This window comes from Burkholderia sp. MSHR3999 (genome assembly GCF_000833595.1).
Classification (GTDB): domain Bacteria; phylum Pseudomonadota; class Gammaproteobacteria; order Burkholderiales; family Burkholderiaceae; genus Burkholderia; species Burkholderia ubonensis.
Map to the genome: position 1 here is coordinate 1,934,905 of NZ_JRFO01000007.1, position 13,808 is coordinate 1,948,712.

Below are 13,808 nucleotides of genomic sequence, written 5' to 3' on the forward strand. Positions count from 1 at the left end.
ATGAAGACACGACTGATCGGCTATCTCTATCTCGCCGCCGCGATGACGGGCGTCGGCAGCACCGTCATCGCGAGCCGCCTCGCCGCCGGCGGATTGCCGCCGTTCACCGCGACCGCGCTGCGCTTCCTGATCGCGACGCCGCTGCTGTTCGCGTTGATGCGCGCGCAACGATTGCGCTGGCCGCGCCTGTCGCGGCGCGACGCGGGGCTGCTCGTCGTGCAGGCGGCGGCGGGCGGCGTCGGCTACACGGTGCTGCTGATCTGCGGCACGCGGCTGTCGTCGCCGCTCGACGCGGGCGTGATGCTCGGCACGCTGCCGGCGATGTCGACGCTGATCGCGGCCGTCCTGCTCCGCGAGCGGCAGACGCCGCGCGACTGGGCCGCCGCCGCGCTGGCAACGGCCGGCGTGCTGCTCGTCACGTTCACGCCCGGCCATGCGGCGCCGTCGATGCGGGCGCTGGCCGGCGACGCGCTGGTGCTGGCGGCCGTCGCATGCGAAGCCGTGTTCATCCTGCTCAACCGGCGGCTCGCGGTTCCGCTCGCGCCGCTGACGCTGTCGACGGCGATGTCCGGGCTCGGCTTCGCGCTCGCGCTCGTGCCGGCGGCATTCGAATGGCACGCGGCCACGGCCGGCTGGACCTCGGGCGCGATCGCGGCAGTCGTCTCGGTCGTCTCGGTCGTCTATTACGCGCTGGTGCCGACCGTGCTCGGCTACCTGTGCTGGTATGCGGGTTCGGCACGCACGAGCGGCACCGAAGCGGCGCTGTTCACCGCCTTCGCGCCGGTATCGGCGGTGCTGTTCGCCGTGACGCTGTTCGGGGAGACGCTGAACGCCGCGCGGCTTGCCGGCATCGCGCTGGTCGTCGCGGGCGTGCTGGTCGGCGCGATGCGGCGGCGGGCGGCGACGTCGCGCGCGCGGCGCTCGATCCGGTCGTCCGCATGACCTGCGGCGCGCACCCAATCGCATGCACGGCCGGCATCCCCGTTCGCCCGCATGCCGCTCGCCAAGCGGCATGACGCGCTCACGCATGCCATGCAGGAATGTGCCCGTCCGGCGCAAAAACCGTTGCGCGCCATCGCGCAAGATGCAATATTCGCGTCTCCGCGCCCATCGAAAAACAAAACGAAAACCATGAACAGGAAAGAAGCCAGGACGAAAATCGCGGCCATGCTTTCGGCGGGCTCGACGAAGAGCGACGTGTTTGCCTCCCTCTCCGGACAAGGCGTCAAGGATCGCGTGCTGGCGAACCTGATCGCGTCCCGCCCGGACCCGGAACGCTGCCGGCGCAACAAGCTGCATGTCTGCATCCTGGTCGGGCTCGGCATCCTGCAGTTGCTGTTCAGCCTGTGGGTTGCCGTCACGCTCGCGACCGACGCCGCCACGATCGGCCCGGTGACCTCGAGCGACTGGGCGGTGATCGGGCTGTTCCTCGCGATCACGGTGCCGATCTCCCTGCTGTTCATCTGGGGATTCGCGACGCACCGGGTCGGCGCCTATCACGCGTACATCGCGCTGCTGATCGTGCAGATGCCCAAGCAGGTCGGGCGCCTGGCCACCACCCCCGGCCCTTCGCTTGCCGGCCTGGCGATCTCGATCGCGCTCGTGGCTTACGTCTGTTTCGTCCGCAACCGGCTGTTTCCCGATTACGTGTGGTTCCGGCCGCGCAAGGTGGACAACCGCTACGCGTTCGTCGATCGCGCCTGAGGCAGTCGTCTCTGCCCGCCCCGCGCTTCGCGCACCCTCGCGCAAGTTTTCCTTGACTTCAGCCGGCGCCGAACTAATATACGCACCGCGTATATTTTCCCGTGAGGTGCCGCCGATGACCGTTCCCCAGCAAGCCTTCCTCCGCGACGCGATGCGCCGCCTCAACATGACCCGCGAAGCGTTCGCGAACCGCATCGGCGTCAGCCGCCGCGCGCTTGATACGTGGCTGTTGCCCGACGATTCGCAGGAGTCGCGCGGGATGCCGGAAATCGTCGAGCGCTTCGTGTCGGAGATCGTCGGCCGCGCCGCACCGGAAAACGGCAGCCATACGCAAAGCGTAGATAATCACGGGCTGGCGAAGCAGTTCCTGTTCGAGGGCAAGCCGCAGCTTCTGTCGGTCGACCAGTTCACGCGGGATTCGGTCGAAGCGCTGTTCCGCGTCGCCGACGTGATGCAGCCGATCGCGCGCCGCCGCAAGATCTCGCGCGTGCTCGAGGGCGCGGTGCTCGGCAACCTGTTCTTCGAGGCGAGCACGCGCACCCGCGTGTCGTTCGGTGCGGCGTTCTGCCGGCTCGGCGGCTCGGTGTGCGACACGACCGGCTTCACGTTCTCGTCGATGGCGAAAGGCGAATCGATCTACGACACGAGCCGCGTGATGGCGGGCTACGTCGACGCGCTGGTGATCCGCCATCCGGAGAAGGGCTCGGTCGCCGAATTCGCGCGCGCGACCAACCTGCCGGTGATCAACGGCGGCGACGGCCCCGGCGAGCACCCGAGCCAGGCGCTGCTCGACCTGTATACGATCCAGCGCGAATTCTCGCGGCTCGGCAAGATCGTCGACGGCGCGCACGTCGCGCTCGTCGGCGACCTCAAGTACGGCCGCACCGTGCATTCGCTCGTCAAGCTGCTCGCGCTGTACCGCGGGCTCAAGTTCACGCTCGTGTCGCCGCCGACGCTCGAAATGCCCGCGTACATCGTCGACCAGATCTCGAAGAACGGCCACGTGATCGAGCAGACTCACGACCTCGCGGCAGGGCTGAAGGGTGCGGACGTCGTCTACGCGACGCGGATCCAGAAGGAGCGCTTCACCGACGAATCGTTCGAGGGCTATACGCCGGATTTCCAGATCAACCAGGCGCTCGTCGACGCCGTCTGCGGGCCCGACACGCTGATCATGCACCCGCTGCCGCGCGACAGCCGGCCCGGCGCGAACGACCTGTCGGTCGACCTGAACCGCGACCCGCGGCTCGCGATCTTCCGACAGACGGACAACGGGATTCCGGTGCGGATGGCGATCTTCGCGGTGCTGCTCGGCGTGGAGAACCTCGTCCAGCATTCGATGCGCGACGCGACGTGGCGCCCGCCCGCGTACCTCGGGCCGGAGGATGCGGTGTTTCACGGAATCGATTGAGTGGAGCGAGCGGCACGGACGGGCACAGCGACGCACGCGATTGACCCAATCGCCGGCAGCCATTCGAATCATCAGGCAAAATGCCCCGCGCAACTTACGTATCGCTTGCGGCGCGTGCCGCTCCACCTTTCCGATTCCAGCCACATGAAACTCAAAACCGCGATGACGCTCGCGCTGCTGCTGGCCCCGTGCCTGGCCAGCGCGGGCAAGCTCGACAAAAGCTGCACGTACAAGGGCATTCACCTGCAAGGCAGGGTCAAGGTCGTGAAGTTTCACCCCGATCTGAAAGTGCGGATCAACAAGTACTTTCCCGATCTCTACGTCCAGCGCGTTGATATCCATCCATCCGAATGCGGCAGATGGAAGTTTGTCGACTCGGACTACGATTTCACGATTCAGTATGTCGATAGCTTCGAGGACATTGAAGTGAAATGGACCGACTCATTTCCGGGCGTGAGGTAGCTCCGCACTTGTGGTGCCATGCGCCGACCTCCGCCCCATCCGCACCACCGACGCACTACCTAAAAAGCAGCCAACGACCCCAACTACACCGCCCACGGATCGATCACCCGCAGGCCGGCCGCTTCAAACGGCGCGACGTCGCGCGTCGCCACGATCAATCCATTGGCTTCGGCAGTCGCGGCGATATAGCCGTCGGCCGGCGCGATCACGCTGCCGGCCGCCCGCGCGCGGGCGCGAAGCTTGGCATAGGCCTCGCTCGCAGCCGCGTCGAACGGCAGGATCCGGCCGCGAAACGCCGGCATCACGCGTTGTTCGATGCTTCGATGCTTCGATGCAGCCAGTCTCGCCGCTTGCCTTCCGGCATGGCGGCGATGCCGGATCTCATCTCGGCCAGGCTGATCGCCGCGAGAAACAACGTTTCGACATTCTGCGCATCGAGCCACTCCAGCACTGACGCATTCGGCGCAGGCCGCAGCGGCTCGGACAAGACGTTGGTATCAACAAGAATCATTCGAAGTTCATCGGCTCGGTTGGGGTTTTGTCGCGCTGAATGTCGAGATCGACACCCCCGATTTCCCGCCCGATTTCCGCCAGCAACGTTCCCAATTTGACGCGCCCTTCCGGCTGAACCGCTTTCTCGAGGATGTCACGCACCTCCGCTTCGGTGCTGCGTCCATGCTGCGCCGCGCGAACCCGAAGGGCGCGATGGACTTCGTCAGGCAAATTCCGAACGGTTATCACGGGCATGATGCATTCCCACACATTGATTTCAATGCAGTCATCCTAACACTTTGCTGTCACCCAGAGAATGCCACGACAGGAAGAATCTACCGCCGCCGCGCGCCGCTTCCCAGCTAGCCATCCGGACAGCCGCCCCCCAAACCCTCCCCGTAACATTTGTCAACATTCCTCGCACAAACGCAAACAAGAACGCTTCTCATTCAATAAAAAATTACATAGAATGCCGCCTGAAAACAAATCGTAATAATCCCCGGCGGCGTTCACGCTTGCGCAGCGGTCGCTTCCGGGGCCACACCTGTCGAGGTCGTTGCATTGATGAAGTCCCGCCCTGACGAGCTGAAGCTCGGAAAATTCACCACCCTGTGCGGCATGCTCGCGGCAGGCCCCGCGTTCGCCGACGGCGCGCCGCCGCCGGCCCCCGCGAACAACGACGGCCATCTCGCGCCGATCGAGATCAAGGGCAAGGCCGAGCACAGCTACAAGGCGGACTTCTCCGCTTCCGCGAAATTCACCGCGCCGCTCGTCGACACGCCGAAGTCCGTCACCGTGATCCCGCAGGAACTGATCCGCAACAGCGGCGCGACCACGCTGACCGAGGCGCTGCGCACCGTGCCCGGCATCACGTTCGGCGCGGGCGAAGGCGGCAACCCGCTCGGCGACCGGCCGTTCCTGCGCGGCTACGACACGCAGGGCAGCATATTCGCCGACGGCATGCGCGACACGGGCGCGACCACCCGCGAGATCTTCAACACCGAGCGCGTCGAGATCACCAAGGGCTCGGACGGCGCCTACGGCGGGCGCGGCGGCGCGGGCGGCAGCATCAACCTGATCACGAAGGCGCCGCATCTCGGCACGACGGCGGCGGCCAGCGCGGGCTTCGGCACCGACCGCTACCGCCGCTTCACCGCCGACGGCAACTGGCAGTTCGCGGATCACGCGGCGTTCCGCCTGAACCTGATGAGCCACAACAACGACGTCGCGGGCCGCGACGCGGTCAACAACGAGCGCTGGGGCGTCGCGCCGTCGATCGCGTTCGGCCTCGGCACGCCGACCCGCGTGACCGCGAGCTACTACCACCTGTCCACCGACGACCTGCCCGACAGCGGCATCCCGTACGTCTACGGCTTCAACATCCCGAAGGGCGTCACCGACGGCCCGGCGAACGTCGACCGCCACAACTTCTACGGGCTGCGCGACCGCGATTTCCGCAAGACGACGTCGGACATCAGCACGCTCAGGATCGAGCACGACATCACGTCGTCGCTGACGATCCGCAACACCACGCGCTACACCGAGTCCACGCAGGACTACATCTGGACGCAGCCGGACGACAGCTCAGGCAACGTGATCAACGGCAAGGTCTGGCGGCGCAACAACAACCGCAACAGCTCGATCAACAGCATCGCGAACCTGACCGAGCTGTTCGGCGAATTCCGCACCGGCCCGTTCAAGCACAGCTTCACGACCGGCATCGAGCTGACGCGCGAATGGGGCAAGCGCGACTCGTACACCGTCGCGACGGGCACCGGCAAGATCTGCCAGCAGGGCATCGGCGCGGCGTCGGGCTACAACTGCACGAGCCTGTGGTCGCCGAATCCGAACGACCCGTGGGCCGGGTCGATCACGCGCGACAACGACTACGCGCATGCACGCACCGTGACGAAGTCGATCTACGGCTTCGATACGATCGAGCTGACGCCGCGCTGGCAGGTGAACGCGGGGCTGCGACTCGACGACTACTCGACGCGCTTCACCGACACCCGCGCCAAGGGCGGCAAGACCTACACGCGCGACGACACGCTGCTCAACTGGCAGCTCGGCCTCGTGTTCAAGCCCGCGCAGAACGGCAGCATCTACGCGTCGTACGCGACGTCGTCGACGCCGGCCGGCATGCTGCTCGGCGAAGGCAGCGAAACGCAGTCGCTGACGCCGGGCCGCGGCGGCGTCGGCTCGAACGCCGACCAGCTTTCGCCCGAGAAGAACCGCAGCATCGAACTCGGCACGAAATGGAACGTGCTGAACGACAAGCTCGCGCTCACCGCCGCGCTGTTCCAGATCGATACGACGAACGCGCGCGTCACGCTGCCGAACAACCAGTACGCGATGGTCGGCAACAAGCGCGTGCAGGGCCTCGAGCTCGGCGTCGCCGGTCAAATCACGAAGCAGTGGCAGGTATTCGGCGGCTACACGTACATGAAGAGCGAGCTGCGCGACAACGGCAAGGACAACGCGAACAACGGCAACCGCTTCCCGAACACGCCGAAGCACAGCTTCACGATGTGGTCGAACTACGACGTGACGCCGAAGTTCACGGTCGGCGGCGGCGCGTTCTACATGTCCGAAGTGTTCGGCGATCCGGCGAACCAGCGCGCGGTGCCGTCGTACTGGCGCTTCGACGCGATGGCGCAATACCGGATCAACAAGAAGCTCGACCTGCAGTTGAACGTGAACAACCTGTTCAACCGCACGTACTTCGATCAGGCCTATCCGGCGCACTACGCGTCGATCGCGCCGGGCCGCTCGGCGTTCGTCACGCTGAACGCGCGCTACTGATCGATGGAGGCCGTGTCGCTGAAGGCGCTCGCGTCGGTGTCGCCGCGCGCGTTCGCCGAAATCCTGGCCGGGCCGCCCGAGCGCGCCGCCGCGTGGGTCGCGGCGGCGGCCGGCCACGGCATCGTCGACGCGCAGGCCGTCTACGGGCAGTACCTGCTCGACGGCCACGGCGTGCCGCGCGATCCCGCGGCCGCGCTCACGTGGTTCCGGCATGCCGCGCATGCGAATCATCCCATGGCGATGAACATGCTCGGCCGCTGCTACGAGTTCGGCTGGGGCACCGCCGCGTGCGCGCCGGTCGCCGTGTACTGGTACCGGCTCGCCGCGCAGGCGGGGCTCGACTGGGGCATGTACAACTACGCGACCGCGCTCGCGCTCGGCAACGGCGTCGACGAGAACCGCGCCGACGCGCTCGACTGGTTCCGGCGCGCGGCCGCGCTCGGTCATGCGAAGTCGATCAACCTGATCGGCGGGTTCTACGAGGACGGCTGGGTCGTGGATGCCGACGCCGATCTCGCGTTCGACCACTACCGCCGCGCCGCCGTTGCCGGCGATTTCCGCGGCCAGTTCAACTATGCGCGGCTGCTCGCGGAACGCGGCCGCCTCGACGACGCGCTCGCGTGGCTCGCGCGCGTGCCGGCCACCGCGACGCCGGCGTTCGTCGCGAAGATGCGCGCGTATCTCGCCGCGTCGCCGTTCGACGCGTTCCGGCAGGCGGCCGCACGGCTGCAGCCGGACGATCAGGAGTTCGCATCATGATGCTGCATGTTCCCGGGGTGCTGACCAAGGCGCAGGTCGCGCAATGCCGCGAGGCGCTCGACCAGGCGGAATGGACCGACGGCAACGCGACGTCGGGCACGCAGTCCGCGCTCGCGAAACGCAATCGGCAGCTGCCGGAAGGCTCGCCCGCGGCGCGCGCGGTGGGCGACGCGATCCAGGATGCGCTGGCGCGCAATGCACTGTTCTTTTCGGCGGCGCTGCCGCTCAAGGTGTTTCCGCCGCTGTTCAACCGCTACGAGGGCGGCGAGGCGTTCGGCGCGCACGTCGACAACGCGATCCGCCTGCTGCGCGGCACGGACTTCCGGGTGCGCAGCGACCTGTCGGCGACGCTGTTTCTCGAAGAGCCCGATGCGTACGACGGCGGCGAGCTGTGCGTCGAAGACACGTTCGGCGTGCATCGCGCGAAGCTGCCGGCCGGCGATCTCGTGCTGTATCCGGCGTCGAGCCTGCATCAGGTGACGCCGGTCACGCGCGGCGCGCGGGTGGCGTCGTTCTTCTGGATCCAGAGCATGGTGCGCGACGATGCCGACCGCACGCTGCTGTTTCAGCTCGATACGCAGATTCAGGCGCTTTCTGTCGAGATGGGCGCGAAGGACCCGATGGTCATTTCATTGACGGGGATTTATCACAACCTGTTGAGGAAGTGGGCGGACGCGTAAGGCGCGTCCGGAACCTCCCCAAAAACAAGCTGCTCTGCCCCGACCACGAAGTCGAGATCCCGTTGCTTGCACCGATCCGAAGCCCGGCCTAAAATGACCATCGTCATATGACCACGCTCATACTATGATGCCGCACGCTCCCGTTTCGAAATCCGAATTCAAGGCTCGCGCACTCGAATACTTCCGGCTCGTCGAAGCGTCGGGCGAAAGCTTGATCGTCACCGATCACGGCAAGCCGACGCTCGAGATCCGGCCGTACCACGCACGCGAGGCTCAGCCGTTGGACATATTGCGCGGCTCGGTCATGCGCTACGACAATCCCCTCGATCCGATTGCGGAAGATGATTGGGAGGCATCGCGGTGATCGTGCTGGATACGCATGCATTGGTGTGGTGGGTGGCGGGCGACCCTTCGCTCAGCAAGAAGGCGCGAAGCGCGATCGATCGCGCGCGGGGCGAAGGCACACTTGCCGCGTCCGCGATCTCCGCATGGGAAATCGCGATGCTGGTGCGCAACGACCGCCTCGCGCTGACCATGGACGTCGATGCATGGCTCGCAACGGTCGCGCAAATCGACGGCATGCGCTTCGTGCCCGTCGACGCCGACATCGCCGCGAAGTCCACCGCCCTGCCCGGCGCATTCCACAAGGATCCGGCGGACCGCATGATCGTCGCAACCGCACGGCGGCTCGGCGCACCGCTCGTCACTCGCGACGAAAAAATCCGCGCATACGCTCACGTCAAGACGCTCTGGTAATCCGCACACGGGCCGCAGGTCAAAGCGCGACACATCCTCCGCGGGACGCTCGCATATCGATATCGGCGATTCGTCTGACCAAGCCGACCACGACCGGCCACGCATGGCGCAACGCCGTGCCCGCCGGAGCAAGGAGAATAACACTGCCGCCGTACCCGACTCATAACAACGATCTGGTAAAAATGAGGGCTCGCACGGCGCCCTCAAATTCATATAGGCATGCACACGACGCGACGTGCCTTTGCATCTCGACCAAGTCACCTAGTCAGCCAGAAATAGTAGCTTGCCGTAGCCGCCAATACGACTGCGGCAGTATAAAAAGCTAGTTGGTTGCGAAGGAAGTCAAGCTTGCTTGGCTCTTCCTCGATTTCGTTGTCCAGATTCCAGTAGTCGAACATCCACGGGGTATGCGCGACGTTGAGCAGTAACACTGCAGCTGAGCTTACGAACAGCACGAAGAGGACAATTTCCTGAATAGTTGACATACTTGACCTATCAACGAGCATTCCAGCGCGTGAAAATTTCGAGTTCCATCTGATATAGCTCATCCAGTGCGCCACCGATCATGCCGCCCAGTGCGCTTCCAATCGCGACCGTCGCGATGGCACATATTGGTTCAGCCGGACCGCATAGAAACGATACATAGAACCCGGCTACTCCACCACCGATCATACCGCCTGCAATAGTGCTGCCTTGTCGAGCAAGCTCCTTGATTTTATCTTCCGCACGATATATTTCATTAGCAGCAAACGCGGCAGACAGCAAAATCAGGACCTTGCTATACGCTTGCATTTTCATGAGCTTGGCATTCACACCAGCATTCGGCCGGCCGGCAGATTTAATCACCTCGTAATAGACTTTGTTACGCTCCACTTCAGTCAACTGTAAAAATGGCTTTTTGAAATCCCGAACGGCATATCTGTCGAGATAGTAATCGAATCCTTTAGCCTTCAGCTTCAGCCTTTCGGCTTCAGCCACACCGGTTGCCGTCGTGTATCTCCGGTATTCGACAAACAACTGATCACGGATTCGGTTGCAAAACGATGCTCCTTCCTTGACAAATATACGACCAGCATCGACTTCCTTCCGAACTTCGTCGGAAACCTCCTTGATATGCGCCATATAACGCTTTCGGGTATTTTCGTTCTTGATGACGTCATAGGCGAATTTTGTCGCAGCGGCCTCAAAGGAGGCAATCGATTTTTCAAGAACGTCGCTCTTAATACGATGCGTTTGTTGCGTCGCGTAGCTGCCTTCCTGGGCTGCTTTATTCTGACCTTCCACTATGATTACCCCAGAATCGCGCTAATCAAACGCTCGGTGACCGAGTCGTGGCTAGATTTTTCACCTTCGAAATGGATCTCAACTTTTCGACATGGGCTGCCATTGGGTCGGTCAAATGCGACCGTATTCCTCGAATCGATAACACCCTCTTCCACCGATCCATCTGCAAAGTGAGCAGTGCAACGCAGCCCTTCGCAACTGCCTTGTTCGTCCAGCTTGAACCTTACCCAGTGCTCGGGATCAGCCTTCGTCAACGCCGCAACATCGGTCGCTGCAAATCCCATGCTTGACAGCCCCTCGCCGTCATATTGCTCAAACATCACGCTTTGCGAGGGGAGCATGGTCGGCATCGGATAGCAGCCGCACGAAACCTTGTCGCCCTCAAGAGCTACCTTCTGCCCCATCCAGCCATCGGGGAACCGCGGCCCGATTGGAACGATATGGCCAACCGAACTGCATGCCGGGCACATCACCGACGCGCCAATATGCGTCAACTGCTGCCCCATGACTGACGTAGTAGCAATGCCGTCGGTCACTACGCCTCCGGCAGTCGACTTGTCACCCACTCTCAGATAATGTCTTTTCACCGCTTTCCGCCCTCTCGATTTTTTGTTCGACGAATGCCGAGCGCATTTTCCACGAATTACCGAAGACGCGCGTCAAACTTCGCAATATTTGACAACAATCGCCGCGACATGCCGCTTCATCGCGAGACATGACATCTGCGAGCCCAGTGCCGGCAGCAGTTCCTGCAGCGAAATTCTGCCGATTGGCGACACCATGTACATACGAATGTCGAGTTCGTCTACGCCGAGGAACTGGAATTGAAGCCCCACGACGAAGCAAAAGGCGGGCGACAGCAGACGTCCGGATGGCTGCTTTAACGGCTCATGCCGACGTGCGCAATCGAGAACGCTCGACGCGGAAACTCCGGCCATGGACGCATCACCACCGATGGCACGGCTGCCGAAAGCGCCTCAGGCCCGCTGCAGGATATCGATCGCCTTTTCGGCATCGCCCAGCGAGTCGACCGCGATGTACGCGATGAACTGTGTGCCCAGCACGGCAGCCGATACGCCGCGGAGATTGATTCCCCCGTCGGCGAGCAGTTGGGTCAATTGCGCGATGATCCCCATTTGATCCAGCCCCATCACGCGGACGGAGTGAAGGCTCGGGGTGACGTTGAACCCCACCTGCGTGGCCGCGCGGATCACCGCATCTCCCAGCAGCGGCGCGACAAACACGACGCCCTTGCCCGCCGCCTCCGACGTGCGGCGCGCGACGATGAACTGCAAGTCCGCGCCGGCATCCCGCAGCGCGCTCAATACGTTCGCGAGGCCGCCCGGCTTGTCTTCAATGGTGGCAGCCCAGACATCGACACGTTCTACGCTCAGTTCCATGGCAGTCCCTCCTGCCTGATGCACGTCGATAAAAAAAATCTACTTCACCGAGGGCACTCGGGCAAGGCGAGCGGCGCATCCCGCCACTTCGAAACTCTGGCATATTGCCGAATCGACGCGTCGCGCGCGGTGCGCGTTGCCTGATCGCGACCGACGATGTTCCATTTCATCGTTTCCTCCAGCCATCGTGATCTCACTTTCCGATCCCGTCGTTCGCGCGGTCACGCTGATCGAATCGCATGAACGCTTCGTCGACCTCGCGACCCTGCATCATCGCGTCGCAGTCGACCTCACCCGCAGCATCGTGCCAGGCGACAGCGAACATTTCCTGAAGGTCCGCCGCGGCGTGGCCGACCGGCTCGTCGTCGCCGCGAGCACCCTTCCGGACAACCTGCGCCTGCTGGTGAAGGAAGGCTACCGCCCGCTCGCGCTGCAACGCACGTATTTCGACAAGCATCTCGCCGATTTGCGCCGCGCGCTGCCGCCCGACACGCCGGAGGAAACGCTGCTCGAACTGGCGAGCCGCTACGTCGCTCCGCCCGACGTCGCCGCGCATCCGACGGGCGCGGCGGTCGACCTGACGTTGATCTCGGCTGACGGAACCGAAGCGGACATGGGCTGCGTGCTCGACGCGACGGACGAGGAATCGTCGGGCGCCTGCTACACCGGCAGCCAATTCATCAGCCGCGACGCGGTGCGCAATCGGCACGTTCTGTCGGCGGCGATGACGGCGGCGGGCTTCGTCAACTATCCGTCCGAATGGTGGCACTGGTCGTTCGGCGACAAATACTGGGCCGTCATGCAACGCCAGCCGAACGCCATCTACGGTCCCGTCGACGAACACGTCGTTCAGGAATGGACCGTTTGACGCGAACCTCCTGCACGAAAACGGTGCAACGCCCCGCCGCGTCACGCGCGCCCGCGGGCGAATCCGCACTTGCCCATCGCCGCCCGCTCCCGCACAATCCCAGCACCTGCTTCTCGTCCCCGCTTCGCCGATGTCCTACGCATCGCTCGCCACCGGCGTTCTCCTGGCCGCCGGTCTCGGTCAGCGCTTCGATCCCAGCGGCCTGCGCAGCAAGCTGCTCGCCCTGCTTCCCGACGGCACGCCGGTCGCGGTCGCGGCCGCCCGCCGGCTCGCGACGGCCACCGCCGACGTGGTCGCCGTCGTGCGCCCCGGCGCCGATAAACTCGCCTATCTGCTGAACGAAGCCGGCTGCCGGGTCGTGTTCGCGCCCGACGCGGTGCGCGGCATGGGCGCGAGCCTCGCCGCCGGCGTGCGCGCGAGCGCCGATGCGAGCGGCTGGCTCGTCGCGCTCGGCGACATGCCGTGGATCGCGCCGGCCACCTACGAGCTCGTCACCCGCACACTCGACGCCGGCGATGCGTCGATCGTCGCGCCCGTGCACCACGACATGCGCGGCCATCCGGTCGGGTTCGCGGCGCGCCACTTCGACGCGCTCGCCGCACTCGACGGCGACACCGGCGCCCGCGCGCTGTTCGCGCGCGAGCGGGTCACGCTGCTCGACGTCGACGATCCGGCCATCCTGCGCGACGTCGACACGCCCGCGGACCTCGCGCGCGGACGCGGCGACCGCTGACGAATCCGGGTGCAAACGCGTGCCCGATTGCCTATAAAGGAGACGAGGCGCCGGCGCACCGCGCGGCGGCCGTCACGATTCGCGAGCGCTCCATGACCGACGATCACACGACTCCGCTGCCCGAGCCCCCGGCAGACCCGACCCGCGATCCGGAAGGCGATCCGCTCGTGCCGCCGTCGCCCGGACATCATCCGGACAATCCGCAGCAGCCGGAGGGGCCGCCGAGCAAGGACCCGGTCTAGGCCGTCCATTCCCGCACGCATCGCCGCACGCATCGCCGCACGCATCGCCGCACGCACCGGCTTGGTGCGCGGCAGCGCGCGGGTGATTCGCATCGCCGAGCCGGCCGCCGTGGCCGCACGCATCGGCTCGTCCATTCGCTTGCGTTGTTTCACCGCTTCGATTCGTGACACCGCCCCGTCACGTCACCGCACCGACGCCACATTCGACCGCAAAC

The 13,808-nt window shown here is 64.7% G+C and carries 19 protein-coding genes and 1 pseudogene; 12 read left to right on the plus strand and 8 right to left on the minus strand.

The features are described 5' to 3' along the window. From KY49_RS31920 to KY49_RS31935, 4 genes are all read left to right on the plus strand, one after another. Positions 1–942, plus strand: a complete 942-nt coding sequence (locus KY49_RS31920) for a DMT family transporter (protein WP_042588892.1) — start codon at positions 1–3, stop codon at positions 940–942. A 189-nt stretch (positions 943–1,131) separates the two neighbouring features. Beyond that, a complete protein-coding gene (locus tag KY49_RS31925; RefSeq protein ID WP_042588893.1) occupies positions 1,132–1,704 on the plus strand; it encodes a hypothetical protein in 573 nt (190 codons plus the stop codon). A 115-nt stretch (positions 1,705–1,819) separates the two neighbouring features. After that, positions 1,820–3,115, plus strand: a complete 1,296-nt coding sequence (locus KY49_RS31930) for an aspartate carbamoyltransferase (protein ID WP_010089460.1) — start codon at positions 1,820–1,822, stop codon at positions 3,113–3,115. Positions 3,116–3,259: 144 nt separating this feature from the next. Next, the gene (locus tag KY49_RS31935; protein ID WP_042588281.1) at positions 3,260–3,577 is read left to right on the plus strand and encodes a hypothetical protein; all 318 of its coding nucleotides are present in this window, start codon (positions 3,260–3,262) and stop codon (positions 3,575–3,577) included. A gap of 83 nt (positions 3,578–3,660) precedes the next feature. Here KY49_RS31935 and KY49_RS31940 read toward each other — a convergent pair. Both KY49_RS31940 and KY49_RS31945 read right to left on the minus strand, forming a co-directional pair. Further along, positions 3,661–4,088, minus strand: a pseudogene (locus tag KY49_RS31940) (type II toxin-antitoxin system VapC family toxin). Continuing rightward, positions 4,085–4,324, minus strand: coding sequence for a FitA-like ribbon-helix-helix domain-containing protein (locus tag KY49_RS31945; RefSeq protein ID WP_042588282.1), 240 nt, complete (start codon positions 4,322–4,324; stop codon positions 4,085–4,087). The pseudogene KY49_RS31940 and the gene KY49_RS31945 overlap by 4 nt, the downstream one beginning before the upstream one ends. A 309-nt stretch (positions 4,325–4,633) precedes the next feature. Between KY49_RS31945 and KY49_RS31950 the strand changes: the two genes are divergently transcribed. The 5 genes from KY49_RS31950 to KY49_RS31970 all read left to right on the plus strand — a co-directional run bounded on the left by KY49_RS31950 (position 4,634) and on the right by KY49_RS31970 (position 9,066). Next, positions 4,634–6,871, plus strand: coding sequence for a TonB-dependent receptor (locus KY49_RS31950; RefSeq protein ID WP_042588283.1), 2,238 nt, complete (start codon positions 4,634–4,636; stop codon positions 6,869–6,871). A 3-nt stretch (positions 6,872–6,874) separates the two neighbouring features. After that, the gene (locus KY49_RS31955) at positions 6,875–7,630 is read left to right on the plus strand and encodes a tetratricopeptide repeat protein (RefSeq protein ID WP_042588284.1); all 756 of its coding nucleotides are present in this window, start codon (positions 6,875–6,877) and stop codon (positions 7,628–7,630) included. Next, on the plus strand, positions 7,627–8,310 hold the full coding sequence (locus tag KY49_RS31960) for a Fe2+-dependent dioxygenase (RefSeq protein ID WP_042588285.1): 684 nt from the start codon (positions 7,627–7,629) through the stop codon (positions 8,308–8,310). Before KY49_RS31955 ends, KY49_RS31960 begins: the two co-directional genes overlap by 4 nt. Before the next feature lie 124 nt (positions 8,311–8,434). After that, positions 8,435–8,674 (plus strand): type II toxin-antitoxin system Phd/YefM family antitoxin, encoded by a 240-nt coding sequence (locus KY49_RS31965; protein WP_011659184.1) that lies wholly within the window; start codon positions 8,435–8,437, stop codon positions 8,672–8,674. Next, positions 8,671–9,066, plus strand: coding sequence for a type II toxin-antitoxin system VapC family toxin (locus KY49_RS31970; protein WP_042588895.1), 396 nt, complete (start codon positions 8,671–8,673; stop codon positions 9,064–9,066). The genes KY49_RS31965 and KY49_RS31970 overlap by 4 nt, the downstream gene beginning before the upstream one ends. Positions 9,067–9,323: 257 nt before the next feature. Here KY49_RS31970 and KY49_RS31975 read toward each other — a convergent pair whose 3' ends face one another. The 6 genes from KY49_RS31975 to KY49_RS39085 form a co-directional block, all read right to left on the minus strand. Further along, positions 9,324–9,551, minus strand: a complete 228-nt coding sequence (locus KY49_RS31975; protein ID WP_042588286.1) for a hypothetical protein — start codon at positions 9,549–9,551, stop codon at positions 9,324–9,326. A gap of 10 nt (positions 9,552–9,561) precedes the next feature. After that, positions 9,562–10,350 carry a hypothetical protein gene (locus KY49_RS36585; protein WP_231636593.1) on the minus strand — a complete coding sequence of 263 codons (789 nt, stop codon included), beginning with the start codon at positions 10,348–10,350 and terminating at the stop codon, positions 9,562–9,564. Positions 10,351–10,355: 5 nt separating this feature from the next. Next, a complete protein-coding gene (locus KY49_RS36590) occupies positions 10,356–10,937 on the minus strand; it encodes a PAAR domain-containing protein (protein ID WP_071737835.1) in 582 nt (193 codons plus the stop codon). 72 nt (positions 10,938–11,009) lie between these two features. Further along, entirely contained in the window at positions 11,010–11,288 is a 279-nt protein-coding gene (locus tag KY49_RS37935; RefSeq protein ID WP_060094017.1) for a hypothetical protein, read from the minus strand. A gap of 39 nt (positions 11,289–11,327) precedes the next feature. Continuing rightward, the gene (locus KY49_RS31990) at positions 11,328–11,750 is read right to left on the minus strand and encodes an ACT domain-containing protein (protein ID WP_010089446.1); all 423 of its coding nucleotides are present in this window, start codon (positions 11,748–11,750) and stop codon (positions 11,328–11,330) included. 44 nt (positions 11,751–11,794) lie between these two features. Then, positions 11,795–11,920 (minus strand): hypothetical protein, encoded by a 126-nt coding sequence (locus tag KY49_RS39085; RefSeq protein WP_256242986.1) that lies wholly within the window; start codon positions 11,918–11,920, stop codon positions 11,795–11,797. A gap of 17 nt (positions 11,921–11,937) precedes the next feature. Between KY49_RS39085 and KY49_RS31995 the strand changes: the two genes are divergently transcribed. The 3 genes from KY49_RS31995 to KY49_RS38340 all read left to right on the plus strand — a co-directional run bounded on the left by KY49_RS31995 (position 11,938) and on the right by KY49_RS38340 (position 13,593). Next, complete coding sequence (locus KY49_RS31995) at positions 11,938–12,618, plus strand: M15 family metallopeptidase (RefSeq protein WP_231636595.1); 681 nt, start codon at positions 11,938–11,940, stop codon at positions 12,616–12,618. Positions 12,619–12,748: 130 nt separating this feature from the next. Next, positions 12,749–13,351: a nucleotidyltransferase family protein gene (locus KY49_RS32000; RefSeq protein ID WP_042588287.1), complete on the plus strand. Its 603-nt coding sequence runs from the start codon at positions 12,749–12,751 to the stop codon at positions 13,349–13,351. Between the two features lie 92 nt (positions 13,352–13,443). Beyond that, positions 13,444–13,593, plus strand: a complete 150-nt coding sequence (locus KY49_RS38340) for a hypothetical protein (protein ID WP_010089444.1) — start codon at positions 13,444–13,446, stop codon at positions 13,591–13,593. The last annotated feature ends 215 nt before the right edge of the window (positions 13,594–13,808 follow it).

Excerpts from the sequence above, each read along its gene's own strand:
- KY49_RS31920 (WP_042588892.1), top strand. The coding sequence starts at position 1 with ATGAAGACACGACTGATCGGCTATCTCTATCTCGCCGCCGCGATGACG.
- KY49_RS31925 (WP_042588893.1), top strand. The coding sequence starts at position 1,132 with ATGAACAGGAAAGAAGCCAGGACGAAAATCGCGGCCATGCTTTCGGCG.
- KY49_RS31930 (WP_010089460.1), top strand. The coding sequence starts at position 1,820 with ATGACCGTTCCCCAGCAAGCCTTCCTCCGCGACGCGATGCGCCGCCTC.
- KY49_RS31935 (WP_042588281.1), top strand. The coding sequence starts at position 3,260 with ATGAAACTCAAAACCGCGATGACGCTCGCGCTGCTGCTGGCCCCGTGC.
- KY49_RS31945 (WP_042588282.1), bottom strand. The coding sequence starts at position 4,324 with ATGCCCGTGATAACCGTTCGGAATTTGCCTGACGAAGTCCATCGCGCC.
- KY49_RS31950 (WP_042588283.1), top strand. The coding sequence starts at position 4,634 with ATGAAGTCCCGCCCTGACGAGCTGAAGCTCGGAAAATTCACCACCCTG.
- KY49_RS31955 (WP_042588284.1), top strand. The coding sequence starts at position 6,875 with ATGGAGGCCGTGTCGCTGAAGGCGCTCGCGTCGGTGTCGCCGCGCGCG.
- KY49_RS31960 (WP_042588285.1), top strand. The coding sequence starts at position 7,627 with ATGATGCTGCATGTTCCCGGGGTGCTGACCAAGGCGCAGGTCGCGCAA.
- KY49_RS31965 (WP_011659184.1), top strand. The coding sequence starts at position 8,435 with ATGATGCCGCACGCTCCCGTTTCGAAATCCGAATTCAAGGCTCGCGCA.
- KY49_RS31975 (WP_042588286.1), bottom strand. The coding sequence starts at position 9,551 with ATGTCAACTATTCAGGAAATTGTCCTCTTCGTGCTGTTCGTAAGCTCA.
- KY49_RS37935 (WP_060094017.1), bottom strand. The coding sequence starts at position 11,288 with ATGGCCGGAGTTTCCGCGTCGAGCGTTCTCGATTGCGCACGTCGGCAT.
- KY49_RS31990 (WP_010089446.1), bottom strand. The coding sequence starts at position 11,750 with ATGGAACTGAGCGTAGAACGTGTCGATGTCTGGGCTGCCACCATTGAA.
- KY49_RS39085 (WP_256242986.1), bottom strand. The coding sequence starts at position 11,920 with ATGAAATGGAACATCGTCGGTCGCGATCAGGCAACGCGCACCGCGCGC.
- KY49_RS32000 (WP_042588287.1), top strand. The coding sequence starts at position 12,749 with ATGTCCTACGCATCGCTCGCCACCGGCGTTCTCCTGGCCGCCGGTCTC.
- KY49_RS38340 (WP_010089444.1), top strand. The coding sequence starts at position 13,444 with ATGACCGACGATCACACGACTCCGCTGCCCGAGCCCCCGGCAGACCCG.